Raw genomic sequence first — 26,015 nt, 5'->3', positions numbered from 1 at the left:
CGGGAGATGAACGAGGCGGCGCAGTACGTCTTCGGCAAGGGCATGCCGTTCTTCGTCGCGGCGCACTACCGGTGGTTGAGGCGGTACGACAGGGCCTGGCGCGGTACGGCGGCCGAGGTGCCGGGGGAGACGCTGGCGATGCTGCGCCGCTCGATGCCGGCGGGTGGCACCGGCCGTGTCGAGCGGTGGCTGTCCCGTCTGCTGGAGAGCGCGTACGTTCGCGACTCCACCCGTGCCTACAAGGCCCTGACGGTCCTGCCGCTGGCCGCGGCGTTCGTGTCGCGCTTCACGGTCTCGATCGCCAAGAGCCTGTGGAACGTCGTCGGGGGAGGCGTCCGGAGCGCTCCGCCTCTGGTGGCCGCCGTGGTCGTGGTCTTCGTCACCGGCGACGGGTGGCGGCTTCTGGCGCGAGGCTTCGGTCTGCGATTCGCCCTCTTCGAGGCGCTCTTCCTCGGTATCGGACTGGCCTTCCTGGCCCGTCTCGACTACTGGCGCGACATCGAGGCATCCACCCAGGCGGACCAGGAGGCACTTCTGCGGGGCATCGACAGCGACGCGGTGCACGACCTCGTGCGGCGCGGGGCCGCGCCGTTCCCCATCGCCCAGCCGGACACCGCCGGCGGGCGGCGCGCGGTGCGGGCCGGATACCTCATCCTCCTCGTCAGCTCCCTGCTGGGCAGCGCCGTCGTCGTGTCGCTGAGCCTGATCATCGTGGGTGTGATCCTGATCGGTGCGTCCGAAACGGTGGAACTGACCGGGAGTACCGCACACCTCTACTGGCGGGTCCCCGGCACCGATCTCGTTCTCACCCGTGAACTCGTCTCGCTGTCCCTGAGCCTCGGTGCCTTCGCCGCCCTCTTCCTGGTGGCGAGCCAGCGCTCCGAGGACCGGGTCGCCTACCTGCACAGGGCGCTGTTCCGGCTGCGCCGGGCCCTCGTGGTGTATTCGGTGTACCGCAGGGCACAGGAACACGCATCGTCCTGGACCGGGGTCCCGGACCGAGCCTGTTGAGCCGGTTCACCGTGCCGGCCTCCGGCTCCGCCACGGGTACCGCGGTGGAGCCGGACAACGGGGATCCCCTGGAAATACCTCCGCACGGCTTCCCAACCACGGCACCGTCCACGCGTACCACGCGGCCTGGCGCGATGAGGGAATCTTCGCCCGACTCAACTACGACCTCTGAACCGTTCCGGGGCGCCGCCCATTTGGAGTACAGGAGTCCGTCTGCCGTGTCCAGGCGCGGCTGAGGCAGTTGATCCGCATGTCTGATCAGCCGCCCGGTCGGGTGGCAGTGCCTTGGCCGCGCTGTTGCCGGCCGGGAGAACTCTTTAAAGAAGGGCATCTGGATGAAGCTCGCCACCCCGCGCCGGTCCATCACCGGCCTCGCGATGGCCCTGGCGCTGTGTGCAGGCGTCGTCGGCAGCGCAGCAGCCGCGGACCACGGGGCGCAACGGCTCAACGCCACGGCCTACTACGGCAGCCTCAACGTCCTGGCCCGCCAGACGCACGACCTGAAGGCGAAGTTCACCCGCGTCGACGGCAGCCCCGTAGCCGGGCTGCCGGTGAAGTTCACCGTCACGGGCGAGAAGGCGTTCCTCTGCGAGGCCACGACCGACACCGACGGCTACGCCGAGTGCAAGAACTCCCCGCTCCCGGCCCCTCTCACCCTCGAACAGCTCCTGCTCAAGGGCTACGACGCCACCTTCGACGGCGATGACCGGTACGCGCCCGTCAGCGCGCACAACTCCGTCGGCCTGGGCTAGCACGGCGGGCTGACCTCGATCGTTCGTGAGTCCCCGTTGGTTCGCTGACGGGGGCTCTGTTTTTGTGGGGTGGGGTCTTTTCGGGGCCGCGGCAGGCTGATGACCCGGCTCTCGCACCGGGTGGGCGCCGGGTACTGCCCGGTGTGGTCGTGCGGGGTGGTTCACCGGTCCCGACGACGTGCTCCCGCTGGCCGCGCGGCGGCTCGGAGCCTGTGTCTAGGGCGTGTCCGACGGGTCGCGTGACCCTCCTGGATGCTGGTCGTTCCTGTCGGAGTGGGGCGGGGTGACTTATCGAATGAGGAATGGGCCCGGCTGAGGCCGCATTTACCGAGGAACGTTGGACGGGGCGGGCGGTGGAAGGATCACCGTCAGGTGATCACGGGATCTTGTTCCGCCAGCGGACAGGTATCCTGTGGCGGGACCTCCCGACGAGATTCGGGAAGTGGAAGACGGCACATGACAGGCATCGAAGCTGGTCAGCGGACGGCACCTGGGAGAGGACCCTCCGGGCCGTCCAGGCCGAAGCTGACGCGGAAGGCCGTCTCGACTGGTCCATGGTGGGTGTGACTCCACTGTGTGCCGTGCTCACCAGCACGCCGCTGGTGCCCGCAGGCAGGCGCCACGCAGGCCCGGCAAGCGCGCCCACCCTGTTCAGCACCGTGCCGATGAAGCACTTGGCCGTTCGCGCGGCGGGCTGAGCACAAAGATCCATCTGGCCGGTGAAGGCGGCCTGCGGCCCCTGTCTCTGCTGATCACTCCCGGCCAGTGGGGCGATGCCCCACAGTTCATCCCGGTCTTGGAACGGGTGCACGTTGCCCGCCCGGCCCGGCCACCTGAGCGGCGACAAAGCGTATTCCTCACGCCGCAACCGCCGCTATCTGCGCCGACGCCAGATCAGTCACACCATTCCCGAACCGGATAACCAACGTGCCAACCGGTGGCGTCGTGGACGTGCGGGCGGCCGGCCCACAGGCTTCGACGCGGTGCGGTACGCCCGCAGGAACGAAGTCGAACGCCTGATCAACAAGTTGAAGATCAACCGGGCCGTGGCGATGCGCTTCGGCAAGAGGGCCTATGTCTTTCACGGGACGGTCACCCTCGCCGCAATCCAGCTGTGGCTCCGGCGATGCCCCGCCGGGCAGCTCTTCGCGGTCTGGAAGCTCCCGGGAACCATGGAGAGGTCGGCGATCGGGGGAGGTCAGGGTTTCCAAGGGAGGCGGAGAGCTTCGAGGCCGGGGTCATGGAGGAGGGCTTCGATCAACGAGGCCGGGCCTGCGACCTTGGTGCCGTGGAGGTCGAAGTGAGTGAAGGTGACCCAAGTCTGGTCAGCGGGCCAGATATTGGAGGGGCTGTATGCCATCAGGTCGGGGTGGTGGTAGAGGCTGTGGGCGTCGCCCAGGCGGCCGGTGAGCACCGTGGGGACGTGGTAGTAGAACATGTTTCGGCCCGGTTCTCGTATAGCTGCCGCCAAGTGGCGAGTAACACTGAGTAACTACACAGGGCTTCGGTCGCGCTGCTGAAGAGCGGCGAAGTCGTCGCGGGCCGCCTCGATGGCTTCGGGGTAAGCCTCGCGCTTCTCGTGTTCGACGAGGGCCCGGTAGATGCTGGCGACGCTGGGAGCCAGGCTCTTGCGCTTGCCGGTGGGGATGATCAGGTCGGGCTGGATCTGCACGACGGACTCGCCGAGCGCCTTCCGGCGGAGCACGGTGTGCAGTATGTCGTCGGTGATGACCGGGGGCCGGCCGCCGTGCTTGCCCTTGCGGGCCGCGGTGTCGAGCCCCTCCAGCGTCGACTCGCGGATGTTCTCCGGCTCGGTCTCCGCCATCGCAGCGAAGAAGCCGAACAGCAGCTTGCCAGGCCCGGTGGGGTCGTAGATGCCGGGCAGCGGTCCGGCGAGCATCTCCAGCACCAGGCCGTGCTCGGTCAGGTGGTCGGCGAGGGCGGTGAGCTCGGCGGCATCGCGCCCCAGCCGTTTCATCTCGTACACCGTGAACAGGACCCGGCAGTGCGGCGCGTGGGCCTTGATCTCCCGGGCGGTCTTGAGTGCCTGCTCGAACTGGGGGCGGACCTTGATCCGGGTGCTGATCTTCTCGCTGAAGATCTTCTCCCGGGGGATGCCGTGCTTGGCGAGCGCGTCCAGCTGCGAGTCGAGCTCCTGACCGAGTGTCGAGCAGCGGGCGTAGCCGACGCGGATGTCCGCGCTCGGCAGGCTGGGGTCGATCGCCGCGGGGACCGGCTTGCCGGGCCGCCACGGCTGCCCGGGACCGCGGTCGGCCGGCGTCTGCACCCGCAGCTCCTTCGCGAGCCTCGGCACCTTGGTGAAGCGGCCGGTGTGGTAGGCGGAAGCGACCGCGCCGGAGCGTGAGCGGCACGGCGAGCCGGGGCCGCCTTGCACTTCGGGCACGGATGGCGTTCGACGAGATCGGCTTCCGACGCGGCGGTCGGGGAGGGCTCTTGAGGGTCCGTCATGAGCCCGGATTTTCGCACAACTCAAGTCGCAGAACTGCCCTCCGGTCACTCTTGAGTGAGAACAGCTTCTGCGAACCAATCCGGCTCTCAGCGATCTCCGGGCGGCTCTATTTGATCTTGCTCGGGCAGAGGAACCGTTTGTGAGAACCGGGTTTCGGAAACCCAAAGCTTCAGTCACCTCCGGCCGGCGAGTCGTCAGTCGTGGGGCGGCAGGTGGCCGATCTGATGGTCGGCCACGTTCAGCGCCTCGTCGACCAGGCGCCGCAGGTGCCCGTGGCGCAGGCCGTAGACCACCCGGCGCCCCTCCTTGCGGGTGGTCACCAGTCCGGCCAGCCGCAGCCGGGCCAGGTGCTGGCTGACCGAGGTCCGCGTCGCACCGCAGGACTCGGTGAGTGTCGTCACGTCCGCCTCACCTTCGCCCAGGCGCCGCAGCAGGGCCAGGCGGGTACGGTCGGCCAGCAGCCCCAGGACCTCCACGGCCACCGCGAGGCGCTCGCCCTCGTCTGGCTCTTGCGAACCGTGCGCACCTGATAGGTGCATGCGTGCGTTCATGCGCACATAATGGTGGGGCAGAGACGTGAAGTCCAGTCCGGCCCAGCCGGCCGAGTCCGAGAGGTGCGACGCACCGTGAGCGAGCAGACCCACACCCACGAGCCACACGGCCACGACGGGCCTGGCCACCGTCACGACCCCGGCGAGGGCCACCACCACCCGCACGCGGACAGCGGGCACCACGGATACGGCCCGGACGGGCACCGGCACGGCCATGACGATCACAACCACGGAGACCACGGTCATGACCACGGGAGCGGCCGGTGGGCCCGGATACGCCACCAGCTCGCGCACCTGGTCACCCCGCACAGCCATGAGGCCATGGACAAGGTCGACTCGGCACTGGAGACCTCCCGCGAGGGCATGCGGACCCTGTGGCTGTCGCTGGGCATCCTCGGCCTGACCACCGTCATCCAGGCCGGGGTCGTCGCGTTGTCCGGGTCGGTGGCCCTGCTCGGCGACACCATTCACAACGCCGCCGACGCGCTGACCGCGGTGCCGCTGGGCATCGCGTTCGTCCTCGGCCGCCGCGCGGCGAACCGCCGCTACACCTACGGCTACGGCCGCGCCGAGGACCTGGCAGGCATCGCCATCGTGCTCACCATCGCCGCCTCCTCCGCGCTGGCCGCCTACGAAGCCATCGACCGGCTGCTCAATCCGCGCGACATCACCCACCTGTGGGCAGTGGCCATCGCCGCGGTGGTCGGGTTCATCGGCAACGAGTGGGTGGCCTGCTACCGCATCCGCACCGGACGCAAGATCGGCTCGGCAGCCCTGGTCGCCGACGGCCTGCACGCCCGCACCGACGGCTTCACCTCCCTGGCAGTGCTCCTGGGCGCAGGCGGCGTCGCCATCGGCTGGCGCTGGGCAGACCCGGTCGTCGGCCTGCTGATCACCGCCGCCATCCTGATGGTCCTGGGGGACGCCGCACGCGAGGTCTACCGCCGGCTGATGGACTCCGTCGACCCCGACCTGGTCGATGCGGCCGAGACCGCCCTGCGCGACGTCGAGGGCGTGCTGGACGTCGGGCAGGTCCGCATGCGGTGGATCGGCCACGCCCTGCGCGCCGAGGCCGACATCGTCGTCGACCCCCACCTGACCGTCGTCCAGGCCCACAGCCTGGCCGTCGCCGCCGAACACGCCCTCATCCACGCTGTGCCACGGCTGACCGCCGCCACCGTCCACACCGACCACCTGCCGCACGGCACCGACCCGCACCGGGCCCTGGCCCACCACGGCGCCTGACCCGCGTGGGTCAGGACCGGTGACCATCGCGGCTGGCGCGATGATCCCCGGCTACCACCGGACGAAGGGTGGCGCTGCTTGGCGCGTCCGGCCTGCCGATGGGCGATGCTGGAGACATGGAGATCGAGGTCCTGGTGGTGCCGGACTGCCCGAACGAGCAGCCCGCGGTCGAGCAGCTGCGGCAGGCGCTCGACGACACCGGGCTGCGTGAGACGGTGTTCACCACGCGCGTCATTACCGACCAGGCCGAGGCCGAGCGGTCCGGCTTCACCGGCTCGCCGACCATCCTCATCGACGGGCGCGACCCGTTTGCCGAGCCCGGCCATGCTCCCGGTCTGGCCTGCCGGGTGTACCAGACGCCGGACGGCCTGGCGGGCCTGCCCGCCCTCGAAGAGCTGCGGCAGGCGCTCCGCACCGGCTCCAGGAGTTGAACCGGGGCAGGCCGTCACGGCGTTTGCCTCCCGCCCCGGAGATCAGTTCGGCGGCTGACTGAACGATGGCCGCCGCGCCGGTCAATGATCGCCGGAGAAGATCTCGCGGCACTCGCGCACGGCGTAGTAGACCAGGACGTATCCGGCCAGCGGGTCGGCCCACCACCAGCCCAGTGCGGCGTTGAGGGTGAGGCCGAGCAGGACGGCCGCGGCGAGGATGCCGTCGATCAGGGTGACACGTCCCTCGGTCTTGAGGACCGGATTGTTCAAGGCGGCGCCGGTGCGGGCCTTGCCGTAGGCGAGGGCGAACATCACCGCGGCGGTGATCGCCGTCCAGGCGATGCCGAGGGCGGAATGGTGCGGGTGGTAGCCCGCGACCAGCACGAAGGTGGACTGCACCAGCAGGTACACGGCCAGGACGGCGAACGCGAAGCCGATCAGCCGCATGGCCTTGCGCTGCCGGTCCTCGCCGGTCCCGGACAGCTCCCAGATGACCACGGTGGAGGCACCGATCTCGATGAGGGAGTCCAGGCCGAACCCGGCGAGCGCCACGGAGCGTGCGGAGACGGCGGCGATGGCCAGCACCACGATGCCGATCACGTTCCAGCCGAGCGTGACGTACTCCAGGGCCAAGCCCCGGCGGAGCAGGGACGTGCGGGCGGTGTCATCCAGGGTGGTCACCGCAGGAGTCTCCCACCGCCTCCGATGGAGGGTGTCAGCGGTGGTGAGCGAGGAAGACGCGGCCCGCTCGTCGAGCTCGGCCGCCACCCGCACGCCCCGTCGGGCGTCAGCTCAGCTCGGAGCGCCGGCTGACTCGCCTTGTGGACTGCGCGGGCCGGGCACTGTGGTCCCGGTGGCCGCAAGGTCCAGGTCGAGATGGCTGTTCATATCCAGTTCGAACCGGCCGTACGGGTTCACGTGGGTCCAGAACAGCGGCGACAGCCCCCGCCGGTCCGCCTCGGTGAGCGTGTCCGCCCACTTCGGGTCGGCCAGAACCTGCTGGACCAGCAAGGTATTGACATGCACGAGACTGCTTTGCAAAAGGTGCAAGGCGAGCATGGAGACCTCCTGGCTCTCCTTGTCCGCGCCCGTCAGGTCGCCGTCCTTGCCGTAGAACAGGTCGGAGTTCGCCGAGTTCCAGTTCTCCACCACCTGCAAGCCCTCGCCGATCTCCCTGCGCATCTCCGCATCCGACAGGTAGTCGCAGATGAACGCCGTACGCACCACGCGCCCCGGCTCCTCGATCGCCTGGTAGGTCGGGTGCTTGGGGCCGCCCTTGGTGAAACGGCGCAGGACCTGCTCGGCCTCGGCGGTGCCCAGCCTGAGCGCGGTGGTGTACTTCACGATCTGGTCGTACTGCTGGGCGATGAGGTCCCAGTCGATGGTGCGGGTGGAGAGTACCGGGGCCAGGTGCGGCCAGTTCTTGTCCTCGCCCGCGGCCGGCCGGTACAGCCTCGCCCGCCCGATGTTCTTCAGTCTCGGCATCAGCTTGAAGTCGAGCATGTGCGCGAACGCGAATCCGACGATGGAGGCACCGTGGGTGTCGGTGTACTGCCGGTCGACCTCCATGTCGGTTCAGTGCCGCAGCACGCCCTCGATCATCGAGGCGACCTCGGAGGCCGAACAGGACTTCAGCTGGCTGTAGATGCACACCGACTTTCGTTCCACGTGCCAAGAGATCATGACCCCGGGGCCCCGATAGCGCTGGTGCCACTCCGTCATGAAGTTGGACGACCACGCGCCGAACTTGCGGCTGTCGGAGGCGCACGCCGTCCCGGTGCCCCACCACATCTCGTCGCGGGCCGCGAAGGTGGCGTTGACCAGCTTCACCAGGGCCGCGCGCATGTTGGCCCGGTTCACGAACAGGTGCCGCACCCGGCGAAGCGTCGCCTCCGACTCACCATGCTTGCCCGTCACCGCGACACGCTTGATCCCCATGTTCGTGCCCAGTCCGAACAGGACCAAGAGCAGCCTTCTCCGGAGCACTTTCCGGGACAGGTTCTCGTGGGTGGCCACCGTGGTGAACTCGGCGATGAAGTCGGTGTCGAACTCCGCGTACTTCAAGATGTCCAGCAGATCGATGGTGCCCCAGCGCCGTTCGATCTCCCCCTTCACCGCGACCAGGTTCTCCGGTTCCTCCTGCTTGGGCCGCGGCGAGACCTTGATCCATCCCTCGCCGTTCTTCTTGACGATCGCCACCCCGCCCGTGGTGTCGTTGGCCAGCGCGGCCTCGAACCGGTCCAGGGCCTCGCAGTGCGTCCTCTGCAACTCCGCGACGAACTTCGCCGGGTCCTGGGGCTTTTGGATCGCGTCGTAGTGCACGTCCCGGTTGTCCTCGAAATCCTGCGGCAGGTCGCCCTCTGGGTTACGCTACCGGTTCGCCCCCACCACCCATATCTCCCGGCGCCGCAACGCCTCGCGCAGGCTGACCAGCACGCACAGCTCGTAGGGGATGCGCTCGACACGGCCCTTGTCGTCTACCACCGCGGCCCGCCACTGATCGGGCACCACACCCTCCAACGGCACGGACTCCGCCGCGTCGAAGAACGCGCCCTCCTTCAGCGGTTGCTCCAGGTAGCGCTGGAGCAGGTCGATGGCGTCCATCACTGGCCGGTAGGCGGTGTTGTTGCACTTGAGCGTCAACGCCTTCAACAGCGGGGTGAGCATCCGCCGCTAGTGCGCCGAGTACGCCGATCGCAGCACGGTGCGGATACGCGCCTGTACTTGGCCTCGTTCGCCGCGGCCTCCGCGGCAAGTGCCTTCAACGTCTTCTCCCCGCCGACGACGGGGTAGATCACCTTGCGGACCGAGCCGGAGGGCTCGGACAAGGCGGCCTCGGCGACCCGCAGCATCATCGCCTCCTTGCCCCGCACCTTCTTCAGCTCGCCGGTCATCTCCTTGTCGACCTTCTTCTCCGCCCGAGTGTTGATCTTCAGCACCAGCTGGATGAACAGCTCCACCAGCGAGTCGGTGATCTCGGTGTGCCGCACATGGCACAGTGCGGCCAGCAGCGTCAGACGCATCGGCGGCTTCATCCGCTCCAGGTTCGCCGGGTACTCCTTCGCCGCCCGCGCCCGCCAGGCGTCCACCTGCTTCTCCGACACGTCCGCGAACAGATCGGCCGGAAGCTCCGCTTCCGCACCCGCTGGAGCTTGTCCACCTCCGCGAACAAGCTCTCCAGCCCCGGAGCGCCCGGGTCGGCCTTGAGCTCGGTGAAGAACGACCGGCCGCCCTCGGCCACCGCCTGGTCCTCAACCGGCTCGTCGCCGTCTTCCCGGCCCGCGACCAGGCCCTCCAGCCGCGAGCGGGTCGCATGGGACAGCCGGTCCACGGTGGTACGGCAGAACCGCGTATCGAAGTCCCTGACCGCCTTGCCCACCAGGCGCCGGACCTTGGCCGGGGACGGCGGCTCGACGAAGTCGTTGCGGCAGCGGGCCACCACCGCCTCCGCCAGCCGGTCACGCGACAGTTCCACCCCGCACAGCTCGGCCGTCAGCCACTCCGCCAGCCGCTCCTGGTCCTCCTCCGTGCCCGCCCGGAACCCGAAGGCCTTGCGGATCTCCTTGCGGTGCCGCTTGATCCGGTCGCCCTGCCAGTCGTACGCCGCCCACGCCTCCGCCGGCACTTTCACCTGCTGGGCCACGTAACCCACCGCAGCGACCGGGACTTCCCTGTCGGTCTCCGGGAAGCGAGCCTCCACCTCGAAGAACTTCAACAGCATCGCGAAGCCCAGCTGGTTCGCCCCGGACTTGTTCCGCAGCCGCTTCATGTCGTCTTCGAGCAGCGTCCAGACCTCGATGAGGTCCTCCGGCTCCCAGTCCTGCCGCACCCGCGCACTCCTCGCTCCGAATCAGATGATCACCACAGCGTGGCGACCTGCCGGTAGAAGCGAAGCGGTTAGATCCAATCCGCTGCCAAAGGGTTACTCAGTGCTACTCGCCACTTGGCGGCAGCTATACGAGAACCGGGCCGTTTCGGCAGAAGTGGACCAGGTAGCGAGTGTCGGGGCCGTCCGGGCTGTGCCCGATGAGCAGGTCGATCAGTCGGTGCCAGGTTTCCCAGTCGAGGCTGCCTTCGTTCGACCACAGGATATTGTCCGGCCAGCCGTGGTTCTTGGAGTGCCACGAGCGCAGTTGGTATCGGTCGGGATAGGAGCCTTCCTCGACGATCGCGTCGCCGATGCGTTCGGCCAGCTCGGACCAGCGCAGGCGCTGCCAGTCAGGTCCGGGATGCGCGGCCCAGTCCGTTTCATCGTCGCAGTCGTTGGCGCCTTCCGTGTCGATCGCAGTGTCTGCGCCGGATGGGGCGCCCGCGCGCCGCGGGTCCTCGTACATGGCGTGCAGGATCCAGGCGCTGTCAGGGCGAGCCGGTGGCTCGAAGCCAAGGAGGCCGTCGTCACCGGACAGTGCGGCCAGCCAGGGCGTTTCGGTCTCGGCGGGAACGCGTGCCCAGTTGGCGAATGACGCAGCCTCCTCGGGCGTCAGGACCCGCGCAGCCCTCTCGGCCTTGTCCGCCCCGAGGAGGCTCCGCAGTGCCGGAGGCACTTCGTCCATGTCGGAAAGGCCGTAGATGTCTTGCATCTGGCCATTCTCTCAAGCCGCGGGACCCGCCCGGCGACGCTGCCGGTGAGCCAGCAGATCGCTTCTGACGGCGGCATCTGCTGGTCGCGGACGTCAGGGTGTCGAAGCCACCTATCGGACAGGCCCTAGACCCAATACCGCGACTCCGTTGGTGATCTTCTGGGGGCATGTGGCGGCGGTGCAGAGGGCATGGAAGCGGGTTGCCCGGCGGTGGACGGCCGTCGGCTCGGCTATCCAGTCGGCGATCTGGGTGAGGTTGCAGGCCAGGGCGGTCAGGTCATGCTGGACGTGGGTGCGGGCGAGCCCTCGGTAACGGGCCCTGCGCAGGCCGCAGTTGCGGACGTTCTGGGAGAGGGTGGCCTCGATGCCGGCCCGGATCGCGTAACGCCGCTGCCAGTCCTTGGTGTACTGGTCCAGGCGGTTGCTGGTCTGGATCTCGTGGAGTTCGCGGGTGGGCAGCAGGGACAGCGCCCGCGGGCGGGTCGCGGAAGCGATGCACTGGGGCCGGACCGGGCAGGCCAGGCAGGTGGATTTGCCGAACTTGACCTGGATGTAGTCGTGGCCGCTGATTCGCAGCGGCCCCCACTCCCGGCTGACGGCCCCTTGGCGGCAGGTGGCCTGCCGCCGCTCCCAGTTGATGGTGAAGGCGGACTTGTCGAAGCCGCTGCCGGCCTTGGCCTGGTGGCTGTGGTCGGGCACGACCGGGCCCAGCAGGGTGATGCCGTGCACCCGGCGGGCGCGTTCGATCTGCGCGGGGCTGATGTAGGCGGCGTCGACCACGTGCTCGGCCGGGGCCAGGCCACCTTCGGCGAGGTCGTCGTGGATCTTCTGGGTGAGCTCGCCGTCCTGGACCGGGGCGATCGTGGTGGCCACGTGCACCACCACCTCGGGCAGCCCTGCAGTGCACGTTTCGGTGAAATGAGCCCGGTAGCCGGACCAGACGGTGTCCCGTTTGACGCAGTAGTGGGCATCGGTGTCGTACGGGGAGTCGAACCGCAAGCTGGCCGGGGGCAGCGCGTGGCCGTCGCGCCAGCGCAGATGGCCGCGCGGGTCCCAGTAGTAGTGGTGGACCCAGACCCGGCGCAGGATCTCGACCTGCGGCAACACCCGCAGCCGGGGCGGGGCGTCCGGTGCCCAGGCGGCGGCCAGGACCTTCTGCCCGTCCCGGCCGAAAGTCTCCGCCAGGGCGGTGACCCCGGCTTTCCCGCCGGGGACCTTGCCGATCTCCACCTTGCGTCCGTAACGCTTGTCCCACTCCGGCTCGATCAGCGTAAGCAGCCAGTCCCCGTCGGCCTCGGCGAGCTCCTCCAACGCAGCCCGCAGACTCTCCCCGACCAACTCCAGCCGGCTGAGCGTGCGCACCGCCGCGAGTACATGGGTGGCGTCGGTGCGCTGACGGCCGCCGGCCTTCAGCAGCCCGGCCTCCGCCAGGCGCTGCAGCCGGTCGGCGGCATCCCCTTCGGCCAGCCGGGCCCGGAACTCGGACAGTACCGAATAGTCGAACCCTGGATCCTCCAGCTCCAGCCCCAGCGCGTACTTGACGTCGATCCTCGTGCGGACCGCATCCGCGGCCGCACGGTCCGACAGGTTCTCCGCGAACTGCAACACCGACACCAGCGCCAACTGCCCCGGCGAGAACCCCGGTCGGCCATCGGAGGGATACAGGGCCGCGAACTCCTCATCCTCGAACAGCACATCCAGCCGGTCCCGGACCAACATCGCCGGCGTCCCCTTCGGACATGCCGCCCACGCCGTCCGCACTGTCCGCACCGGAATTCGCTGAAAACTCTCCGGACGCAACGACATCGCGACCACCCCCACCGAGCCGCCCCGCTCCAACCAGTCAACTACTCCACAGCACTGGACGTCAGCACCCCACCAACATCACCAACGGAGTCACGCCAGTGCGTTAAGGACGTGTGCGCCCTGTCAAGGGGACGGGACCTCTGGTAGTTCGCGTTGGCGTCGAAGCCATCGCGAGCGTCCTGGAGGTCCCGTTGTCGCAGAATTCTGTCAGCATCAGGTTCGGCGGAACAGCCCTGGACCTGTACGCACCCGGTCATCTGGGCGAGTTGACCCAGATCATTGACCCGTGCTTGGTCGATGCCGTGGTCAACGAGACCGAAACTCAGGAACGGCGGTTACGGCTGCTGCCCGCGCGGGTGGTGGTGTACTTCGTGCTCACGCTCGCCGTGTTCGAACATGTCTCGCATACCGGGGTGTGGGCGAAGCTGACCGCGGGGCTCGGCAAGGTCGCGACGGCACGCCCGTGTACGTCGTCGCTCTCGCGTGCGCGACGCCGGCTGGGCAGTGCACCGCTGCACCGGCTCTTCGAGGTCCTGGCAGGTCCCGTCGCGCCTCCGGCTCGACGGGATTCGTTCTACCGCGGGCGACGCCTGGTCGCCCTGGACGGCACCACCCAGTGCGTCCCCGACGATCCCGCCGTGACCTGGCACTTCCCCAAGCACATCGGTGAGGTGAAGGAGTTCGGCTATCCGATGCTCCGCCTGGTGGCCCTGGTGGAGTGCGGCACCCGCGCCCTGCTCGACGCTGCTTTCGGCTCCGACCGCATCGACGAACTGTCCTACGCTCACCGCCTCCTGGCCAGTCTCGACGCCTCCATGCTGCTGCTGGCCGACGCCTACTACGACGCGGTGGACTTCCTCAACGCGGTGTCCGAGACCGGTGCCGCGTTCTTGCTGCGCTCCACCCGCAAACGTCGCCCGACCACCCGGCACGTACTCCCGGACGGCTCCTACCTGACCTTCATCTGCTCCCAGCACTACCGCGCCGGCCGAGGATAGGGCCGACGCCTGCAGGTCCGGATCATCGAAGCCTGGATCACCGTCCGTCTCGAAGACGGAAGCCAGCACACCGAGTTGTGGCGCCTGATCACCAGCCTGCTCGACGCCGACCGCTATCCCGCCCACGAGCTGATCGAGCTCTACCATCGCCGCTGGGAAGCCGAGACCTGCTACTTCTCGCTGAAGTCGACCATCCTGGACGGCCGGATCCTGCGATCGAGGACCGTGCCCGGCATCGAGCAGGAGCTGCACGCCCTCCTCACGGTCTACCAGGCCCTGATCCGCACCGCGGACGACCTCGTCTTCGTCCACGAGGAACTACCCGCACACCGCATCAGCTTCACGGTCCTGCTACGGGCCGCCGCCGACACCATCGTCGCGGGTGAGCTCCTACCGATCACGGTCCCGGCCACGCTGGTGGGCTTCATCGGCGAGGCTGCCCTAACCGACCTCCACCCGCCACGGCCCCGCCACCGACTGAAGGCACGGATGCGCAAACGGCACAGCAAGTATCCCTTCACCCGCCACCGTCATCCCCGCAGGTGCATGAGCTACACGCTCCACACCACGATCATCACGGACGGCGTCCTTGACAAGGCACCACCTGGCTAAACGCACTGGCGTTGCCTCTTCGTGGTGTAGCCGATCAAGGCGCCGGAATCCGCAGGTCGGGCGTGACGGCTCCGCCGGACGGGGCGTCCAACTCGCCTCAGCAGGGCGCCTCGTGGAAGGCCGCCTCTGCGGAGATCGGCAGGGGCCGCGTACCGGAACGCGGAAAGCTTGATCCCCTACGCTACGAAGCGGGACACGACCCCCGTCAATGAAGCCGTGAGGGCGGGCGGCTGTCGTGCCCGGGACGGTGTGTTCTTGGGGCTTACGGCAACAGTGCATCGGCCGGCGTAGTTGATCCGCCCTCGGTGCTCCTGCCGTTCTGGGGCGAGCCGGACGGAGCGCTCTTGTCGTAGCTCCGGCGCCCGGGAGGCTCACGTTTGCCACCTGCTCGGTGACCGTAGGGGACTTGTTTTGTCGTTCTCTGGCGCGCAGCTCTCTTGGTTGTGCTCTCGTTGTTTTGACCGCGTTACGCAAGGCCTGCCGGAAGGGGGCGCGGGGCGTGCAGGTTTGGCCCGGAGAGGCGTATCCGCTCGGTGCCACGTACGACGGCACCGGCACCAATTTCGCGATCTTTTCGGAGGCCGCCTACCGCGTCGAGTTGTGTCTGCTGCACGATGACGGTTCGGAGACGGCAGTGGAGATCCGGGAAGCTGATGCGTTCGTTCGTCACTGTTACGTGCCGGGCGTCTCACCGGGGCAGCGGTACGGCTTTCGGGTGCACGGGCCATGGGATCCATTCCGAGGCGTGTACTGCAACCCTGCCAAGCTCTTGCTCGACCCGTACGCCAAGGCCGTCTCCGGGACTCCGGACTGGCACCCGTCCCTGTTCGGGCACCAAGTGGGGCTGTCACGTTACCGGCGAGACGACACGGACTCGGCGCCGCACATGATGGCGTCTGTCGTCGTCAATCCGTACTTCGACTGGGGAGACGACCGGCTGCCGCGCACCCAGTACCACCGTACGGTGTTCTACGAGGCGCACGTGAAGGGCCTGACGATGCGGCATCCGGAGGTCTCAAAGGAGCTGCGCGGCAGCTACGCGGCGCTCGCACACCCGGCAGTCATCGGCCACCTCGCCGAACTGGGCGTCACTGCCCTTGAGTTGATGCCCGTGCACCAGTCCTTCAGTGACGTCCGTCTAGTGGGGATGGGGCTCAAGGACTATTGGGGCTACAACACGATCGGGTTCTTCGCACCGCACAACGCGTACGCCTCGTGGGGCGACCGCGGTCAGCAGGTCCTGGAGTTCAAGTCCGCGGTGCGGGCGCTGCACCAGGCCGGGATCGAGGTCATCCTGGACGTGGTCTACAACCACACGGCCGAGGGCGGCCACCTGGGCCCGACGCTGTGCTTCCGGGGCATCGACAACGCCTCCTACTACCGGCTCGCCGACGACCCCCGCTACTACGTCGACACCACGGGTGCGGGCAACGCCCTGCTGATGCGCTCTCCGCACGTCCTCCAGATGATCATGGACTCGCTGCGGTACTGGGCCACCGAGATGCACGTCGACGGGTTCCGGTTCAATCTTGCGGCGACCCTGGCACGACAGTTCCACGAGGTCGACCGGCTGTCGTCGTTCTTCGACCTGGTACAGCAGGACCCCGTGGTCTCACGAGTGAAACTGATCGCGGAACCGTGGGATGTCGGCGAAGGTGGCTACCAGGTAGGCAACTTCCCGCCGCTGTGGGCCGAGTGGAACCGGGAATACCGTGACACGGTGCGCGATCTGTGGCAGGGGAAGGGCGTGACGCCCGCCGCACTGATCGATCGGCTGACGGGGTCTGCGGACATCTACCAGGCGGATGGGCGGCGCCCGCTGGCCTCGATCAACTTTGTGACCTGCCACGACGGATTTACGCTCCACGACTTGGTGTCTTACGACGAGCGGCACAACGCGGCCAATGGCGATGGCAATCAGGACGGGGAGAGCCGCAATCGATCCTGGAATTGCGGGGACGAGGGCGACACCGACGACCCGGACGTGCTCGCACTGAGGGCGCGCCAGATGCGGAACTTCATCGCCACTCTGATGCTCTCGCAGGGCGTACCGTTGCTCAGCCACGGAGACGAGTTCGGCCGCACCCAACACGGGAACAACAACGCCCACTGCCAGGACAGTGAACTGTCCTGGGTCCAGTGGCCCGAGGACGGGCACCCTCTGCTGGATTTCACCCGGCTGATGGTGAGGCTCCGGCGTGATCATCCCGTCTTTCGTCGACGCCGATTCTTCCACGGGCGGCCTGTGCAGGGGGCACACGACGAGCTGTCCGACATCATGTGGTTCAGGCCGACGGGCGAGGAGATGAAACACCATGAATGGGACTCGGTACAGGTCCAGGCGCTGACGGTCTTCCTCAACGGCAACGCGATCTCAGAGCCGGGCGCCCGCGGAGAACGCATCATCGATGACTCCTTCCTCTTGATGTTCAACGCCTCGTCGGAACCAGTGCAGTTCGTGCTGCCCGTCAACCACGGCCGACGGTGGCAGGTGGTGGTCGACACGGCCCGTGCGGAAGGCGGACTGTCGGCACGGGGGCCGAAGGCCGAGGGTGGAGAGCGGCTGACGCTGATCGACCACAGTCTCCTCATCCTCCAGCGTCCTACGGCGTGACGGGCCGGACTCCGACATGGCGCCGCCACTCGTCATCCGTGAGGTCCCGGCCCGCCACCTGGCGAGCCCTGGCGGCGAGTCGCGCCGCGTGGAGCGGCAGCCGCACCACCGTGGCCGTACCGTCCGGCCTGGGCCCCTCGGCCACCAGGTACTCGCCGTCGGCGCTGAAGACGACATGGCCCATGGGGGCATCGGCGGCACAGCGGCGCTCGCCCGAGGCGAGGTCCCAGACGGTGATGCGACCTGCCGAGCTCTGGACCGCGAGGGCGAGTCCGTCCGGCGCGAAGTCGAGATCCTCCACGAACCCGGGCGACGGTAGCCCGAGGATCACGTGGCCCCCCGCCTGCGCGGACAATACCCTTGTGATCCCGTCATCGCAGCTCACTGCCACCTTGCTGCCTTGGCCGTCGATTGCTACGCAGGTCGCCGCGCTCGGCAGAAGGATTTGCCACATCTCCTCCACGGAGCCGGTGATCTGATACAGGTGCAGTTCACCCAACTCCGTGCCCAGGCACAGCGCCGTCGCGGCCTCCGTGCAAGCCGCGATCACCGCCGGCGCTGCGAGAGGTACGTCGACCGCACCGTCCGAGGCGCTCCAGCGGACCCGCACCCGGCCCCGTTCGTCGATGAGCACGCTGGTTCCCCCGGCCCCCAGCACCCAGTGGCGCTCGGACTCAACCGGACCCGACCACCTTCCGGGCGGCCCCTCCGCCCATGCGCGGAGTCGCATCCGGTTGGCCGTGCGACGCAGATCGCCCTCGTACTCCGTGCCTTGTACGGTTTCTCGCTCGCTCACGCCCAGCTCACGCAAGCGTGAGCGGACCAACAAGTCGACATCCGGTTCGGCCGAACGCTCCAGCGCCTCTACGGCGAGCAGCAGGGCGACTCGCGCGTCGTCGGCGCGCTGCGCCGCCAGCGTGAGGGTGCGGACCAGGGACTCCTCGAACAGCATGCGGTACTTGCGCTCTTCGCGGTCCTGATGGTCGCGGTTCGCACTGATGAAGTGGCGTTCGTCGACAGTGACGTCGGAGGGGCGCTCCTCCAGCCAGCGTTCGGAGTCGGCGAGTAACGGCCCCGTCAGCACGGCGGACTCGTCGCCAGCGTCGCGGCGCCGCATGGCGTAGGTGAGCATGCGGCGCCAGTTACGGAACGGTTCCTCCTCCTTGAGCCAGGAGGCGAGCGTGCCCCAGGCGTCGAGAAGTGCTTCGTGCACCACCTCCACCGTCTCCTCGCCTTCCTCCCCGTGGGTCGTCGTCAATAGCCGCTCGTTGGCCAGCCGGACTGCGATGCCCCATTCGGCGGGTCGGAGCTCCGAGCGGCCGGCTACCCGGCGGACGTTCGGCTGGTCCGGCGCGGTCAGATGATTGAGGAAGAGCCGTCGTACGAGCGAGCGCTCCTCAGCGGTGAGCGCCGTCAGTACACCGTCGGCGTATTCGGCCAGAGCTCCATCGAGTTCACCAATGTCCGCATACGCCTCGAACGACAGGATGGCCTGCCCGCGTTCCAGGGTCGCCCACATGCGGTCAAGGGTGAACTCCAGGAGGGGGAGGGCTCCCGGGCGCCCTTCGACGAGGGAGGCCAGCCGGTGTACCAGCCGCTCGTGGACGGTCAGGCCGCGGAGCTGGGCGGGTCTGAAGATTGCCTCCTTTAGTTCGTCGACCGACATGCCTCGCAGAGCCACGGCGGTCCGCCGCAGCGCCTCGCCGAACTGTCCCGGACGCACGAAGAGTCGCCCGAAGGCGTCTTCCCTGAGCGTCAGTACTGCCACCGTGGCGGACTGTTCGCACGCGGAGAGATCGGTGAGCAGATCGAACGCTGCCCGCGTGGCCGGTGATTCGTCGGCCTCTTCGAACTGGTCGACGACCATCAGCAGCTTTTGCGCGCCGGTGGCGGACAGCACCAGGTCACCGGCGGAGGCGAGCCCGAGCGCATCGATGCGGGTCTGCCATGCCTCCAGATCGGGCAGGGGCACCAGGTCAGGAGAGCCTGACGCGCGGGCAAAGCCCGCGGCCAGCGCGGTCCCCAGCTGAGGTCGGGGCCTGATCGTGACGCATCGCCAGTCGGTCCGCCCTGCGGCAAGACGCGGTACGAGACCGGCCTGGACCAGCGAGGATTTGCCGGTCCCTGACGCGCCAACGACCGGTACGAGGCTGCCGGCGTTCACGGCTGAGACCAGCTCGTCGGTCATCGCGTCGCGCCCGAAGAAGAGGTGTGAGTCGTCCTCGCCGAATGCTTCCAGACCTTTGTACGGAGACGCGGGGAGCGGCGCGAAGGCGGTAGGCCACGCAGCTGTCAGAGCGGTCACGGGTATCGCGTAGACGGCTGCGTCGTCACGGGCGGTCGCGACGGCCACCAGGATGCCCAGGACCCGCCCCGCCTTCGGGTCGAGGACCGGAGTGCCGCTGTAGCGTGGCTGGGCCACGTGGACCCCCTGGGCCCGCTGGTCGATCTGCTGCCGGAACTGCTTGACGAGGGGGCGTAGTTGGGCCGACACCCAACCCCCAGGCCGGCCCTCGACCGGCCCGAACAGCAGGACGTCGCCTTCTGTGCGGTCCCCGTGGGCCAAGGGAATGGGGGTCGCGCCGATCGGCCTGGGCTCGCCCACGAGGGTCAGCCCGGACACGTCCAGCCCGTCGAAAGAGGTTCCGGGTCCCTCCCACGCGTCGACCCTGGCGCGGCGTTCCGGTGCCAGGGCCGTTAGTTGGGCGAGCAGTGGGAATTCCAGCCGTACGATCTGCCCCCTCGCATCGTCGACGCTGCGGAGCGGGCGGCCGAGGGCGGCATTGACGACATGGGCACACGTGACGACGTGTTCTTCGTCAACGAGGACGCCGTGCCCCACCACTGCACCGTCGGGAGCGCGGAACCGGACCACTGCCGTACCGGAAGTCTCCATCATGCACCGGGCGACGCCGTGCTCGAAGGGTGAGGAGTCCATTGGGCGTTCACGGTGAAGTGGACCTCAGCGGTCCCTTTGGCGAGGATCACCCCCGTCTCGCCTCCCAGCTTGACGCCGAACTCGATCGATACCGTCTCCGGCGCGAGCGCGTCGAGTGCCTGCGCCAGCCCTGCCAGGGCAGGTCGAAGACTGCGGAGGCTCGCTTGTAAGGTGTGCGTCGCCTGAGCCATCGACCGCCCCGGCTCGGGCGACGCAAGGACCACGGCCTCCTCGGGGATGTCGCCCTGGTCCACCTCGGCCACCATGAACTCCCCGTTGTCCAGCGGGATACGTACCAGTTCGGTCATCGATGTCCCCTCCTGCGTACGGGCCTCGTACTCCCATCGTCACCGTTGTGCCTGCGTCCCGCACCCGGGCGACGGCGAGTGCCGCAGGTGTCTGGCCGTGCTGCATGAACGGGCGGAGAACACGTTGATGTCTCAGGCATGATGGATGCACCGCTGGTCACTGCCTCGCAGCCCTGTTGGCTGGGGCGCTGTCACGCTGGGCCCTGCCCGGCGTGTCAAGGGGCCGAACGACCCTTTGCACGAACCGGAATCCCCCCGCATGGTCTGCGGCAGGCCATCGACGGCTATACGAGGACGGCCGCGGCCGGGTGCGCAACGAGCGGCTGAGCGGGCCGCGTGACCCCGGGCCCAGGCACGGTCACCACGGGGCACGACGCGCGACGTACGCACTCGCGTGCCACCGGGCCCAGCGCGGGCAGCCCGACATCGTCACGCGACCCGCGGCCCAGCGCGAGCAGCCGGGCGCCGCTCGCACGCCGCAACAGCACGGCGACCGGCGCGCCCTGGTCCAGCAGGGCGCGCACCGGCGCCAAAGGGTCGGTCTCACGGAGCCGTGCCACCGCTCCTTCGAGGACCGAGGCCGCACGGTCACGGTCCTCACCTGCCGTGGGCACGCCGGAGTGGGGCGCATAAGGGGCTCGCAGAGCCGCGGTGGGCTGCCAGGCATGCACAGCGACCACCGGCACATTGAGCAATCGTGCCTCGGCCGCCGCCCAGGACAGGGCCGCAATCGAACCGGGCGATCCGTCGACCCCGACGACCAGGCCGTGTTCCATCGAGTCCGTTGCCTCTGTCATGGCGGCCTCCGCCAGTTCGCCCTTTCCGGTTGCGGCGGGCGCGGGGCAGGATCCGCTGCTCGCGATACCTGTCCCGCGCCCTGGTGAGGCCGCCGGTTCAGGCGGCCCTGCGCAATTGCTGCGCCTTCTCCAGGGTCTTCGCCTCATCGGTCAGCTTGCGGGAAAGACCGGCGAAGAAGTGCAGCACCTCGCGCCAGAAGTATCCCGCTCCGCCGATGACGAGTCCGGTGAGCGTAGTCCCGATCGTGGCGTTGCGTACGTCGATCCCCCAGGTGCCGAAGAGGTCGAAGTTCGCCAGCCATGCCACGCCCACACCGAGCGCCACCAGGGTGAAGGCCCAGAACTCATGGGCTGCTGAGAGGTACCGGTGGGCGACCTGCGCCACCACGAGCACGGCCAGCCCCAACAAGGCGAGAATGCCGAACGCGTACATGAGTTGCTCCCCTCCTGTCTTGATCCTTCCCCGATCCACACGGCGGCTGCCGTGGGAAGCTCACATCGTCCTCAGCTCCATGCTGCGCTGCGGGGCGATGCGGCGACACGGGCCGTATGGCCCCTCAACGGGTCATCAGGCCCCTGTCCGCCGACTGCCGCCGGACGGACCCTGCGAACAGATGGGTTCGCCACGAAGGAAGGTGCGCAATGACCGGAACCTGTGCGCGGCCCGGCCACGCGGCCAATCACCTCGTCCGCGCCGCCGTCACCGCACCCTCACTCCACAACACCCAGCCGTGGCGCTTCGTCAGCCGCGGCGAGGAGATCTGGCTCTTCACCGACGCCACGCGCCAGTTGCCCCTCGCCGATCCGGACGGCCGCGAGATGGTGATGAGCTGCGGCGCGGCCCTGTTCAACCTGCGCCTCGCCATGCGCCGCCTCGGCTTCTTGCCCGATGTGCGCCCGTATCCGGTCGCCGGAGTCGCCTCTCTGCTTGCCCACATCCGCTGGGGCCCGTACGCCCCACCGAGTGCGGACGAGGAGCTGATGCATCAGGCCATGGGCCATCGGCACACCCACCGGGGCCCCTTCCAGCGCGACCCGCTGTCGCTCCCGCTGATCGACGAACTGCGTTTCCACGCCCGGGCCGAAGGCGCCGAACTCCTGACGCTGCACGGTGCCGCGGACTACGAGCGCCTCGCCGGTCTGCTACGGGCGGCCGAGACCACGCAGCGCGCCGACCCCTGTCGTGCGGCGGAGTTGGCCCGCTGGGCGACCAGGCCATGCACCCACCGACGGGACGGCGTACCCCCGGACGCCAAGCCGTTCCACCCGGACAGCACGGCCTTCGCCGGGCGTGACTACACTGGACAGGCATCTGCTCCCGTTCTGCCCGGTTCAGCACCAATACGGGCATGGGATCGTTCGGCCGGGCTGATCGCTGTTCTGGCCACCCGGCACGACGACCGCCAGGACTGGCTGCGCGCTGGACAGGCACTTCAACGCGTACTGCTGTACGCGGCCGCCCACAAGGCCGCGGCGGCCTTCCACACCCAACCGCTGGAGCTGCCGTCGCACCGGGCCGAGATCCGCCGGACCATCACCCTCGGCCGGTATCCACAGATGATCCTGCGCCTCGGATACCGGGTCCCAGCTCGTTCTACCGCACGCAGACCGACGACCGACGTGCTCTCGATCCTGCCGGAGAAGGCAGCATGAGTTGGCGAACGGATCTGACAGACCCTCAATTGACCGACGCAACAACGGAATACGGCACGGCTACTGCCGCTATACAACGGTCCATCGCCTCGCCTGTGTTCAGAGATTGTGCTGCTCCGGCTTCACTCCCACCACGACCGCACGTAGTAGAAAGGAAGGATGGGAAGACAGGCTGTCGTCGTGCTCTACGTGCTCGCGCTCGTAGCTGTCGTGGTTGGCGTGGACGTTCTGTTCTTCAGGCACCAGTTCTGGGAGCGGCTGATGGTGAACATCGGAATCGTCCTGGTATTTGCCGCGTTCGGTTTGAAGTTCCTGAAGCATCCATGAGCGCAGCCACGGCAACGCGGCTTACCTGGCAGGCGGGTGATCAAGCCTGACCGGGCCAGGTTAGGTCGGCCTTCCGGGATTCTGGCGGGCGTGCTGCAGAGATCGCCGACTGCCGTGTTTCCACCCGGCTGTTCACGAGGTGAGCGAGAAGTAGCTTTCCTCTTCCTGGACGAAGTGCAGCCGCAGCACGGTGTAGAGGCCGTACAAACAGGCCCTCAGGTCGGCCAGTTGACCGGTCTGCAGCACGGCGTCCGGTCCCGCGATCAGGAGGTGGGTGCGGATGCGCCGGGCCAGGCGCTCGATCTCGGCGTGGGCGCGGCTCATGGTCGCCGTCGCCTCCGGGCCGCCGAGCACCACCGCGAGTGCTGGATACAGCTGGTGCTCCTCCGCGTCCTCGTGCGGCAGCAGCCGCTCCGTGAGCGCCCGTTCCACCTCGCGCACCACGGCCAGCGCCTTGGGCCCCGCGTCGTCCGAGAGCAGGTCGGCGGCGTTCCGGATCAGTTCGAGGACCTCCCTCAGGTCATCGTGTTCGGCGGCGAACCGCTCGATGAGGTGCTCGGCTCCGGGTTCCAGCACAGGTCCCGCCACCCGGCCGCCACCGAGCGCGCGCAGCGCGTTCAGGATGACCAGAACATCGATGCCCTCCTGGAGCAGGGCGCCCGCGGCCGGCGCCAGCAGACCGAAGGCCGCCACCACCATGGCCGCGAGGGACATCGCCATGCCGGCCGACGCGCTCTGCACGGCGATGCGCCGGGCCCGTACCGCGATCACCACGGCGTCGGCGAGGCGGTCGAGCCGGTCGGTGGTGAGCACCACGTCGGACACCTCCGACGAGGCACTGGAGCCGTGTTGCCCCATGGCCACGCCCACGTCGGCCGCGGCGAGCGCCGGGGCGTCGTTGACGCCGTCGCCGACCATCACCGTCACGGCCCCGGCCCGTTCGGCGCGTACCACAGCAGCCTTGTCGGCGGGGGTCTGCTCGGTCCGTACGTCGTCGACGCCGAGGACCTGTGCGACTTCACGGGCGGCCTCCGCCCGGTCGCCTGTCAGCATGAGGAGCCGCTCGATCCCCGCCGCGCGCAGTCTGCGTACGGTTCGGGCGGCGTCCCGCCGCATCGGGTCGCGCAGCAGTACCCCGCCGGCCAGGGCGCCGTCGACGGTGAGCCAGGCGACGGCCGCGCCGTCCAGCGTGGCTCGGTTGTCCGCGGTCCGCGCCCAGCCGGGGCGGTCGGCGCCGGCCGGCCGGCGGCCCAGGGTGATCCGACGTCCGTCCGCTGTGCCGTCGATCCCGCGCCCGGGCTCCTCCGTGGCCTGTTCGGGCAGCGACAGTTCGAGGCCGCGCCGGTCAGCCTCGACCACGATGGCGCGGGCCAGTACGTGCGCGGACATCTGGTCCAGCGAGGCGGCCAGCCGCAGTACTTCGGAGGGCTGTCGGCCCGGTGCCGCGGCGATGTCGACGACGCGGGGCCGGCCGGTGGTGAGCGTGCCGGTCTTGTCCAGCACCAGAGTGCGGGCCCGGCCGAGTGTCTCCAGGGTGCCGCCGCCCCGGATGACCACACCCCGGCGGGCTGCCCGGGAGAGACCCGAGACGATCGCCACGGGGGCCGCGAGGAGCAGCGGGCACGGGGTGGCCACCACCAGGACCGCGACCGCCCGCTGGGCGGAGCCCCCGATCCACCACGCCAGCCCCGCCATGGACGTGGTCAACGGCAGGAACCAAGCGGCGTAGCGGTCGGCGAGGCGCACCACAGGAGCGGACTCGGCGCGGGCGTCGCGGGCCAGCCGGACGATCTCCGCATACGTACTCTTCTCTGCCGTGGCGGTCGCCCGCACCTCCAGGGCTCCGCCCGCGTTGACCACGCCACTGCGCACCGGGTCACCCCGAAGGCGCTCGGCGTGACGCGACTCGCCAGTGAGCACCGACTCGTCCAGCGTTGCCGAGATGCTTGCCAACTCCCCGTCCACGGGCACGACTTCACCGGGTGCCACCACCAGCACGTCGCCCACCGCGACATCGCCCAGCGGTACCACCTGCACGCCTTCACCCACGCGGCGCCGGGCCGAGCGGGGCGCGTGTTCCAACAGGGCCCGCAGGTCCCGAGTGGCACGCCGTGCGGCCGCGGACTCCAGCGACCGGCCGGTGGCCAGCATGAGCGCGATCAGCGCTCCGGCCAGGTACTCGTGCACCACCAGGGTGCCGGCCAGGGCCAGCACCGCGATCAGGTCCACGCCCGAGCGGCCGTGCCGGAGCGCGCTGAGCACCCACACCACCGCAGGCACCACGGCGGCGACCGTACCGGCCCCCCAGCAGAGATCCGCGACCCGGCTCGCCCCCACTGCCCACGCGATGCCTCCTGCCACCAGCAGCCCGGTGACGGCGATCAAGAGCAGGGCATTCAGCCGACCGGGTCCGGCCTCTTGGACAGACGGCACGGGCCGGCGGTCGGCGCCCGGAACGTTCATGGCACTCCCTGGTGGTCGTCGACACCACCGACGCCCGACCTATGGTCCGGCTCTTGGGCCGGACCGGCTGACGCGGACGCCGGACTCTGGCCATCGCAGCACACGGACACCGGCCGGCAGCAGTGCCGAACGGGCTACAGAGGGGAACCGGTCAGCGCCTGCAGGCCGGGGATCAGCCGTCCCGGGCGGTTCGACGACGGCCCCTTCAGAGGACTGGCCCGCGACCACTGCCGTCATCGCCTCGGTCTCCGCTCGTGCGACAGCTCCCAGTGCCTACCGCTCCCGGCCCGGGAAGTTGACCGTCAGAAGCAGCGAGAAAGGTCTGAAAGGACCGCAGGGAAAGCGGCGACGCGCGCGGTTGCCCCGCGGCGGGTTGAGACCGTAGGGCTCACATCACGACGGTCAGCCGACAGCGTCTGACCGGCGGTGCAGCAGGTTGCGCCACCGTCGCCTCACCCC

The 26,015-nt window shown here is 68.9% G+C and carries 23 protein-coding genes and 3 pseudogenes; 10 read left to right on the top strand and 16 right to left on the bottom strand.

The annotated features are described in order from the left end of the window. From ADK54_RS34625 to ADK54_RS44100, 4 genes and pseudogenes are all read left to right on the top strand, one after another. On the top strand, positions 1–1,011 hold a 1,011-nt coding region (locus ADK54_RS34625; RefSeq protein ID WP_234392333.1), incomplete at its 5' end, for a hypothetical protein. Between the two features lie 57 nt (positions 1,012–1,068). Beyond that, positions 1,069–1,180: pseudogene (locus tag ADK54_RS45315) on the top strand (IS5/IS1182 family transposase); the annotation flags it as partial. Between the two features lie 166 nt (positions 1,181–1,346). After that, positions 1,347–1,763 (top strand): Ig-like domain-containing protein, encoded by a 417-nt coding sequence (locus ADK54_RS34620; RefSeq protein ID WP_053729754.1) that lies wholly within the window; start codon positions 1,347–1,349, stop codon positions 1,761–1,763. 273 nt (positions 1,764–2,036) lie between these two features. Further along, a pseudogene (locus tag ADK54_RS44100) lies at positions 2,037–2,887 on the top strand (IS5 family transposase); the annotation flags it as partial. A gap of 74 nt (positions 2,888–2,961) precedes the next feature. Here ADK54_RS44100 and ADK54_RS46985 read toward each other — a convergent pair. The 3 genes from ADK54_RS46985 to ADK54_RS34605 all read right to left on the bottom strand — a co-directional run bounded on the left by ADK54_RS46985 (position 2,962) and on the right by ADK54_RS34605 (position 4,784). Next, positions 2,962–3,201, bottom strand: a complete 240-nt coding sequence (locus ADK54_RS46985; protein WP_053729753.1) for a hypothetical protein — start codon at positions 3,199–3,201, stop codon at positions 2,962–2,964. 54 nt (positions 3,202–3,255) lie between these two features. Continuing rightward, positions 3,256–4,167, bottom strand: coding sequence for a recombinase family protein (locus tag ADK54_RS34610; protein WP_234392332.1), 912 nt, complete (start codon positions 4,165–4,167; stop codon positions 3,256–3,258). 260 nt (positions 4,168–4,427) lie between these two features. Further along, a complete protein-coding gene (locus tag ADK54_RS34605) occupies positions 4,428–4,784 on the bottom strand; it encodes an ArsR/SmtB family transcription factor (RefSeq protein WP_053729761.1) in 357 nt (118 codons plus the stop codon). A 273-nt stretch (positions 4,785–5,057) separates the two neighbouring features. Between ADK54_RS34605 and ADK54_RS34600 the strand changes: the two genes are divergently transcribed. Both ADK54_RS34600 and ADK54_RS34595 read left to right on the top strand, forming a co-directional pair. Further along, positions 5,058–6,029: a cation diffusion facilitator family transporter gene (locus ADK54_RS34600; RefSeq protein ID WP_053729760.1), complete on the top strand. Its 972-nt coding sequence runs from the start codon at positions 5,058–5,060 to the stop codon at positions 6,027–6,029. 116 nt (positions 6,030–6,145) lie between these two features. After that, positions 6,146–6,460 (top strand): hypothetical protein, encoded by a 315-nt coding sequence (locus ADK54_RS34595; protein WP_053729752.1) that lies wholly within the window; start codon positions 6,146–6,148, stop codon positions 6,458–6,460. Between the two features lie 81 nt (positions 6,461–6,541). On the opposite strand, the gene ADK54_RS34590 is transcribed toward ADK54_RS34595, so the two are convergent. From ADK54_RS34590 to ADK54_RS34575, 7 genes and pseudogenes are all read right to left on the bottom strand, one after another. Then, positions 6,542–7,141 (bottom strand): cation transporter, encoded by a 600-nt coding sequence (locus tag ADK54_RS34590; RefSeq protein ID WP_053729759.1) that lies wholly within the window; start codon positions 7,139–7,141, stop codon positions 6,542–6,544. 111 nt (positions 7,142–7,252) lie between these two features. Then, positions 7,253–8,476: pseudogene (locus ADK54_RS47925) on the bottom strand (transposase). Between the two features lie 354 nt (positions 8,477–8,830). Continuing rightward, on the bottom strand, positions 8,831–9,127 hold the full coding sequence (locus ADK54_RS46970) for a hypothetical protein (RefSeq protein ID WP_199827094.1): 297 nt from the start codon (positions 9,125–9,127) through the stop codon (positions 8,831–8,833). Next, positions 9,109–9,564, bottom strand: coding sequence for a hypothetical protein (locus tag ADK54_RS46965; RefSeq protein ID WP_199827093.1), 456 nt, complete (start codon positions 9,562–9,564; stop codon positions 9,109–9,111). Before ADK54_RS46965 ends, ADK54_RS46970 begins: the two co-directional genes overlap by 19 nt. Further along, a complete protein-coding gene (locus tag ADK54_RS46960; protein ID WP_199827092.1) occupies positions 9,492–10,289 on the bottom strand; it encodes a DUF4158 domain-containing protein in 798 nt (265 codons plus the stop codon). Before ADK54_RS46960 ends, ADK54_RS46965 begins: the two co-directional genes overlap by 73 nt. Before the next feature lie 124 nt (positions 10,290–10,413). After that, positions 10,414–11,040, bottom strand: a complete 627-nt coding sequence (locus tag ADK54_RS34580; protein WP_053729751.1) for a hypothetical protein — start codon at positions 11,038–11,040, stop codon at positions 10,414–10,416. 111 nt (positions 11,041–11,151) lie between these two features. After that, positions 11,152–12,846 (bottom strand): IS1182 family transposase, encoded by a 1,695-nt coding sequence (locus ADK54_RS34575; protein WP_267887060.1) that lies wholly within the window; start codon positions 12,844–12,846, stop codon positions 11,152–11,154. A gap of 191 nt (positions 12,847–13,037) precedes the next feature. Here ADK54_RS34575 and ADK54_RS34570 point away from each other — a divergent pair, with 191 nt between their 5' ends. The 3 genes from ADK54_RS34570 (at position 13,038) to glgX (ending at position 17,070) form a co-directional block, all read left to right on the top strand. Next, the gene (locus tag ADK54_RS34570) at positions 13,038–13,844 is read left to right on the top strand and encodes an IS4 family transposase (RefSeq protein WP_053729749.1); all 807 of its coding nucleotides are present in this window, start codon (positions 13,038–13,040) and stop codon (positions 13,842–13,844) included. Positions 13,845–13,919: 75 nt separating this feature from the next. Further along, positions 13,920–14,456: a transposase gene (locus ADK54_RS34565; RefSeq protein WP_053729748.1), complete on the top strand. Its 537-nt coding sequence runs from the start codon at positions 13,920–13,922 to the stop codon at positions 14,454–14,456. A 499-nt stretch (positions 14,457–14,955) separates the two neighbouring features. Continuing rightward, positions 14,956–17,070: a glycogen debranching protein GlgX gene (gene glgX / locus ADK54_RS34560; RefSeq protein ID WP_053729747.1), complete on the top strand. Its 2,115-nt coding sequence runs from the start codon at positions 14,956–14,958 to the stop codon at positions 17,068–17,070. On the opposite strand, the gene ADK54_RS34555 is transcribed toward glgX, so the two are convergent. The 4 genes from ADK54_RS34555 to ADK54_RS34540 all read right to left on the bottom strand — a co-directional run bounded on the left by ADK54_RS34555 (position 17,060) and on the right by ADK54_RS34540 (position 21,546). Then, the gene (locus ADK54_RS34555; protein ID WP_053729746.1) at positions 17,060–20,008 is read right to left on the bottom strand and encodes an AAA family ATPase; all 2,949 of its coding nucleotides are present in this window, start codon (positions 20,006–20,008) and stop codon (positions 17,060–17,062) included. The two genes, glgX and ADK54_RS34555, sit on opposite strands and share 11 nt — an antisense overlap. Next, positions 19,966–20,316: a CU044_2847 family protein gene (locus ADK54_RS34550; RefSeq protein WP_053729745.1), complete on the bottom strand. Its 351-nt coding sequence runs from the start codon at positions 20,314–20,316 to the stop codon at positions 19,966–19,968. Before ADK54_RS34550 ends, ADK54_RS34555 begins: the two co-directional genes overlap by 43 nt. A 284-nt stretch (positions 20,317–20,600) precedes the next feature. Next, complete coding sequence (locus ADK54_RS34545) at positions 20,601–21,113, bottom strand: universal stress protein (RefSeq protein WP_053729744.1); 513 nt, start codon at positions 21,111–21,113, stop codon at positions 20,601–20,603. A gap of 97 nt (positions 21,114–21,210) precedes the next feature. Beyond that, the gene (locus ADK54_RS34540; RefSeq protein WP_053729743.1) at positions 21,211–21,546 is read right to left on the bottom strand and encodes a hypothetical protein; all 336 of its coding nucleotides are present in this window, start codon (positions 21,544–21,546) and stop codon (positions 21,211–21,213) included. 209 nt (positions 21,547–21,755) lie between these two features. Here ADK54_RS34540 and ADK54_RS34535 point away from each other — a divergent pair, with 209 nt between their 5' ends. Further along, positions 21,756–22,766, top strand: a complete 1,011-nt coding sequence (locus tag ADK54_RS34535) for an Acg family FMN-binding oxidoreductase (protein ID WP_053729742.1) — start codon at positions 21,756–21,758, stop codon at positions 22,764–22,766. Positions 22,767–22,865: 99 nt separating this feature from the next. On the opposite strand, the gene ADK54_RS46445 is transcribed toward ADK54_RS34535, so the two are convergent. Both ADK54_RS46445 and ADK54_RS34530 read right to left on the bottom strand, forming a co-directional pair. Further along, entirely contained in the window at positions 22,866–23,087 is a 222-nt protein-coding gene (locus ADK54_RS46445) for a hypothetical protein (protein ID WP_234392331.1), read from the bottom strand. A 138-nt stretch (positions 23,088–23,225) separates the two neighbouring features. Further along, positions 23,226–25,556 carry a heavy metal translocating P-type ATPase gene (locus tag ADK54_RS34530; protein WP_078966844.1) on the bottom strand — a complete coding sequence of 777 codons (2,331 nt, stop codon included), beginning with the start codon at positions 25,554–25,556 and terminating at the stop codon, positions 23,226–23,228. Positions 25,557–26,015 lie beyond the last annotated feature (459 nt).

It is taken from the genome of Streptomyces sp. WM6378 (assembly GCF_001279695.1).
In the GTDB taxonomy this organism is placed as follows: Bacteria; Actinomycetota; Actinomycetes; order Streptomycetales; family Streptomycetaceae; genus Streptomyces.
The sequence above is the reverse complement of the archived record's forward strand: the minus strand, read 5'-3'. Positions and strand labels throughout refer to the sequence as shown.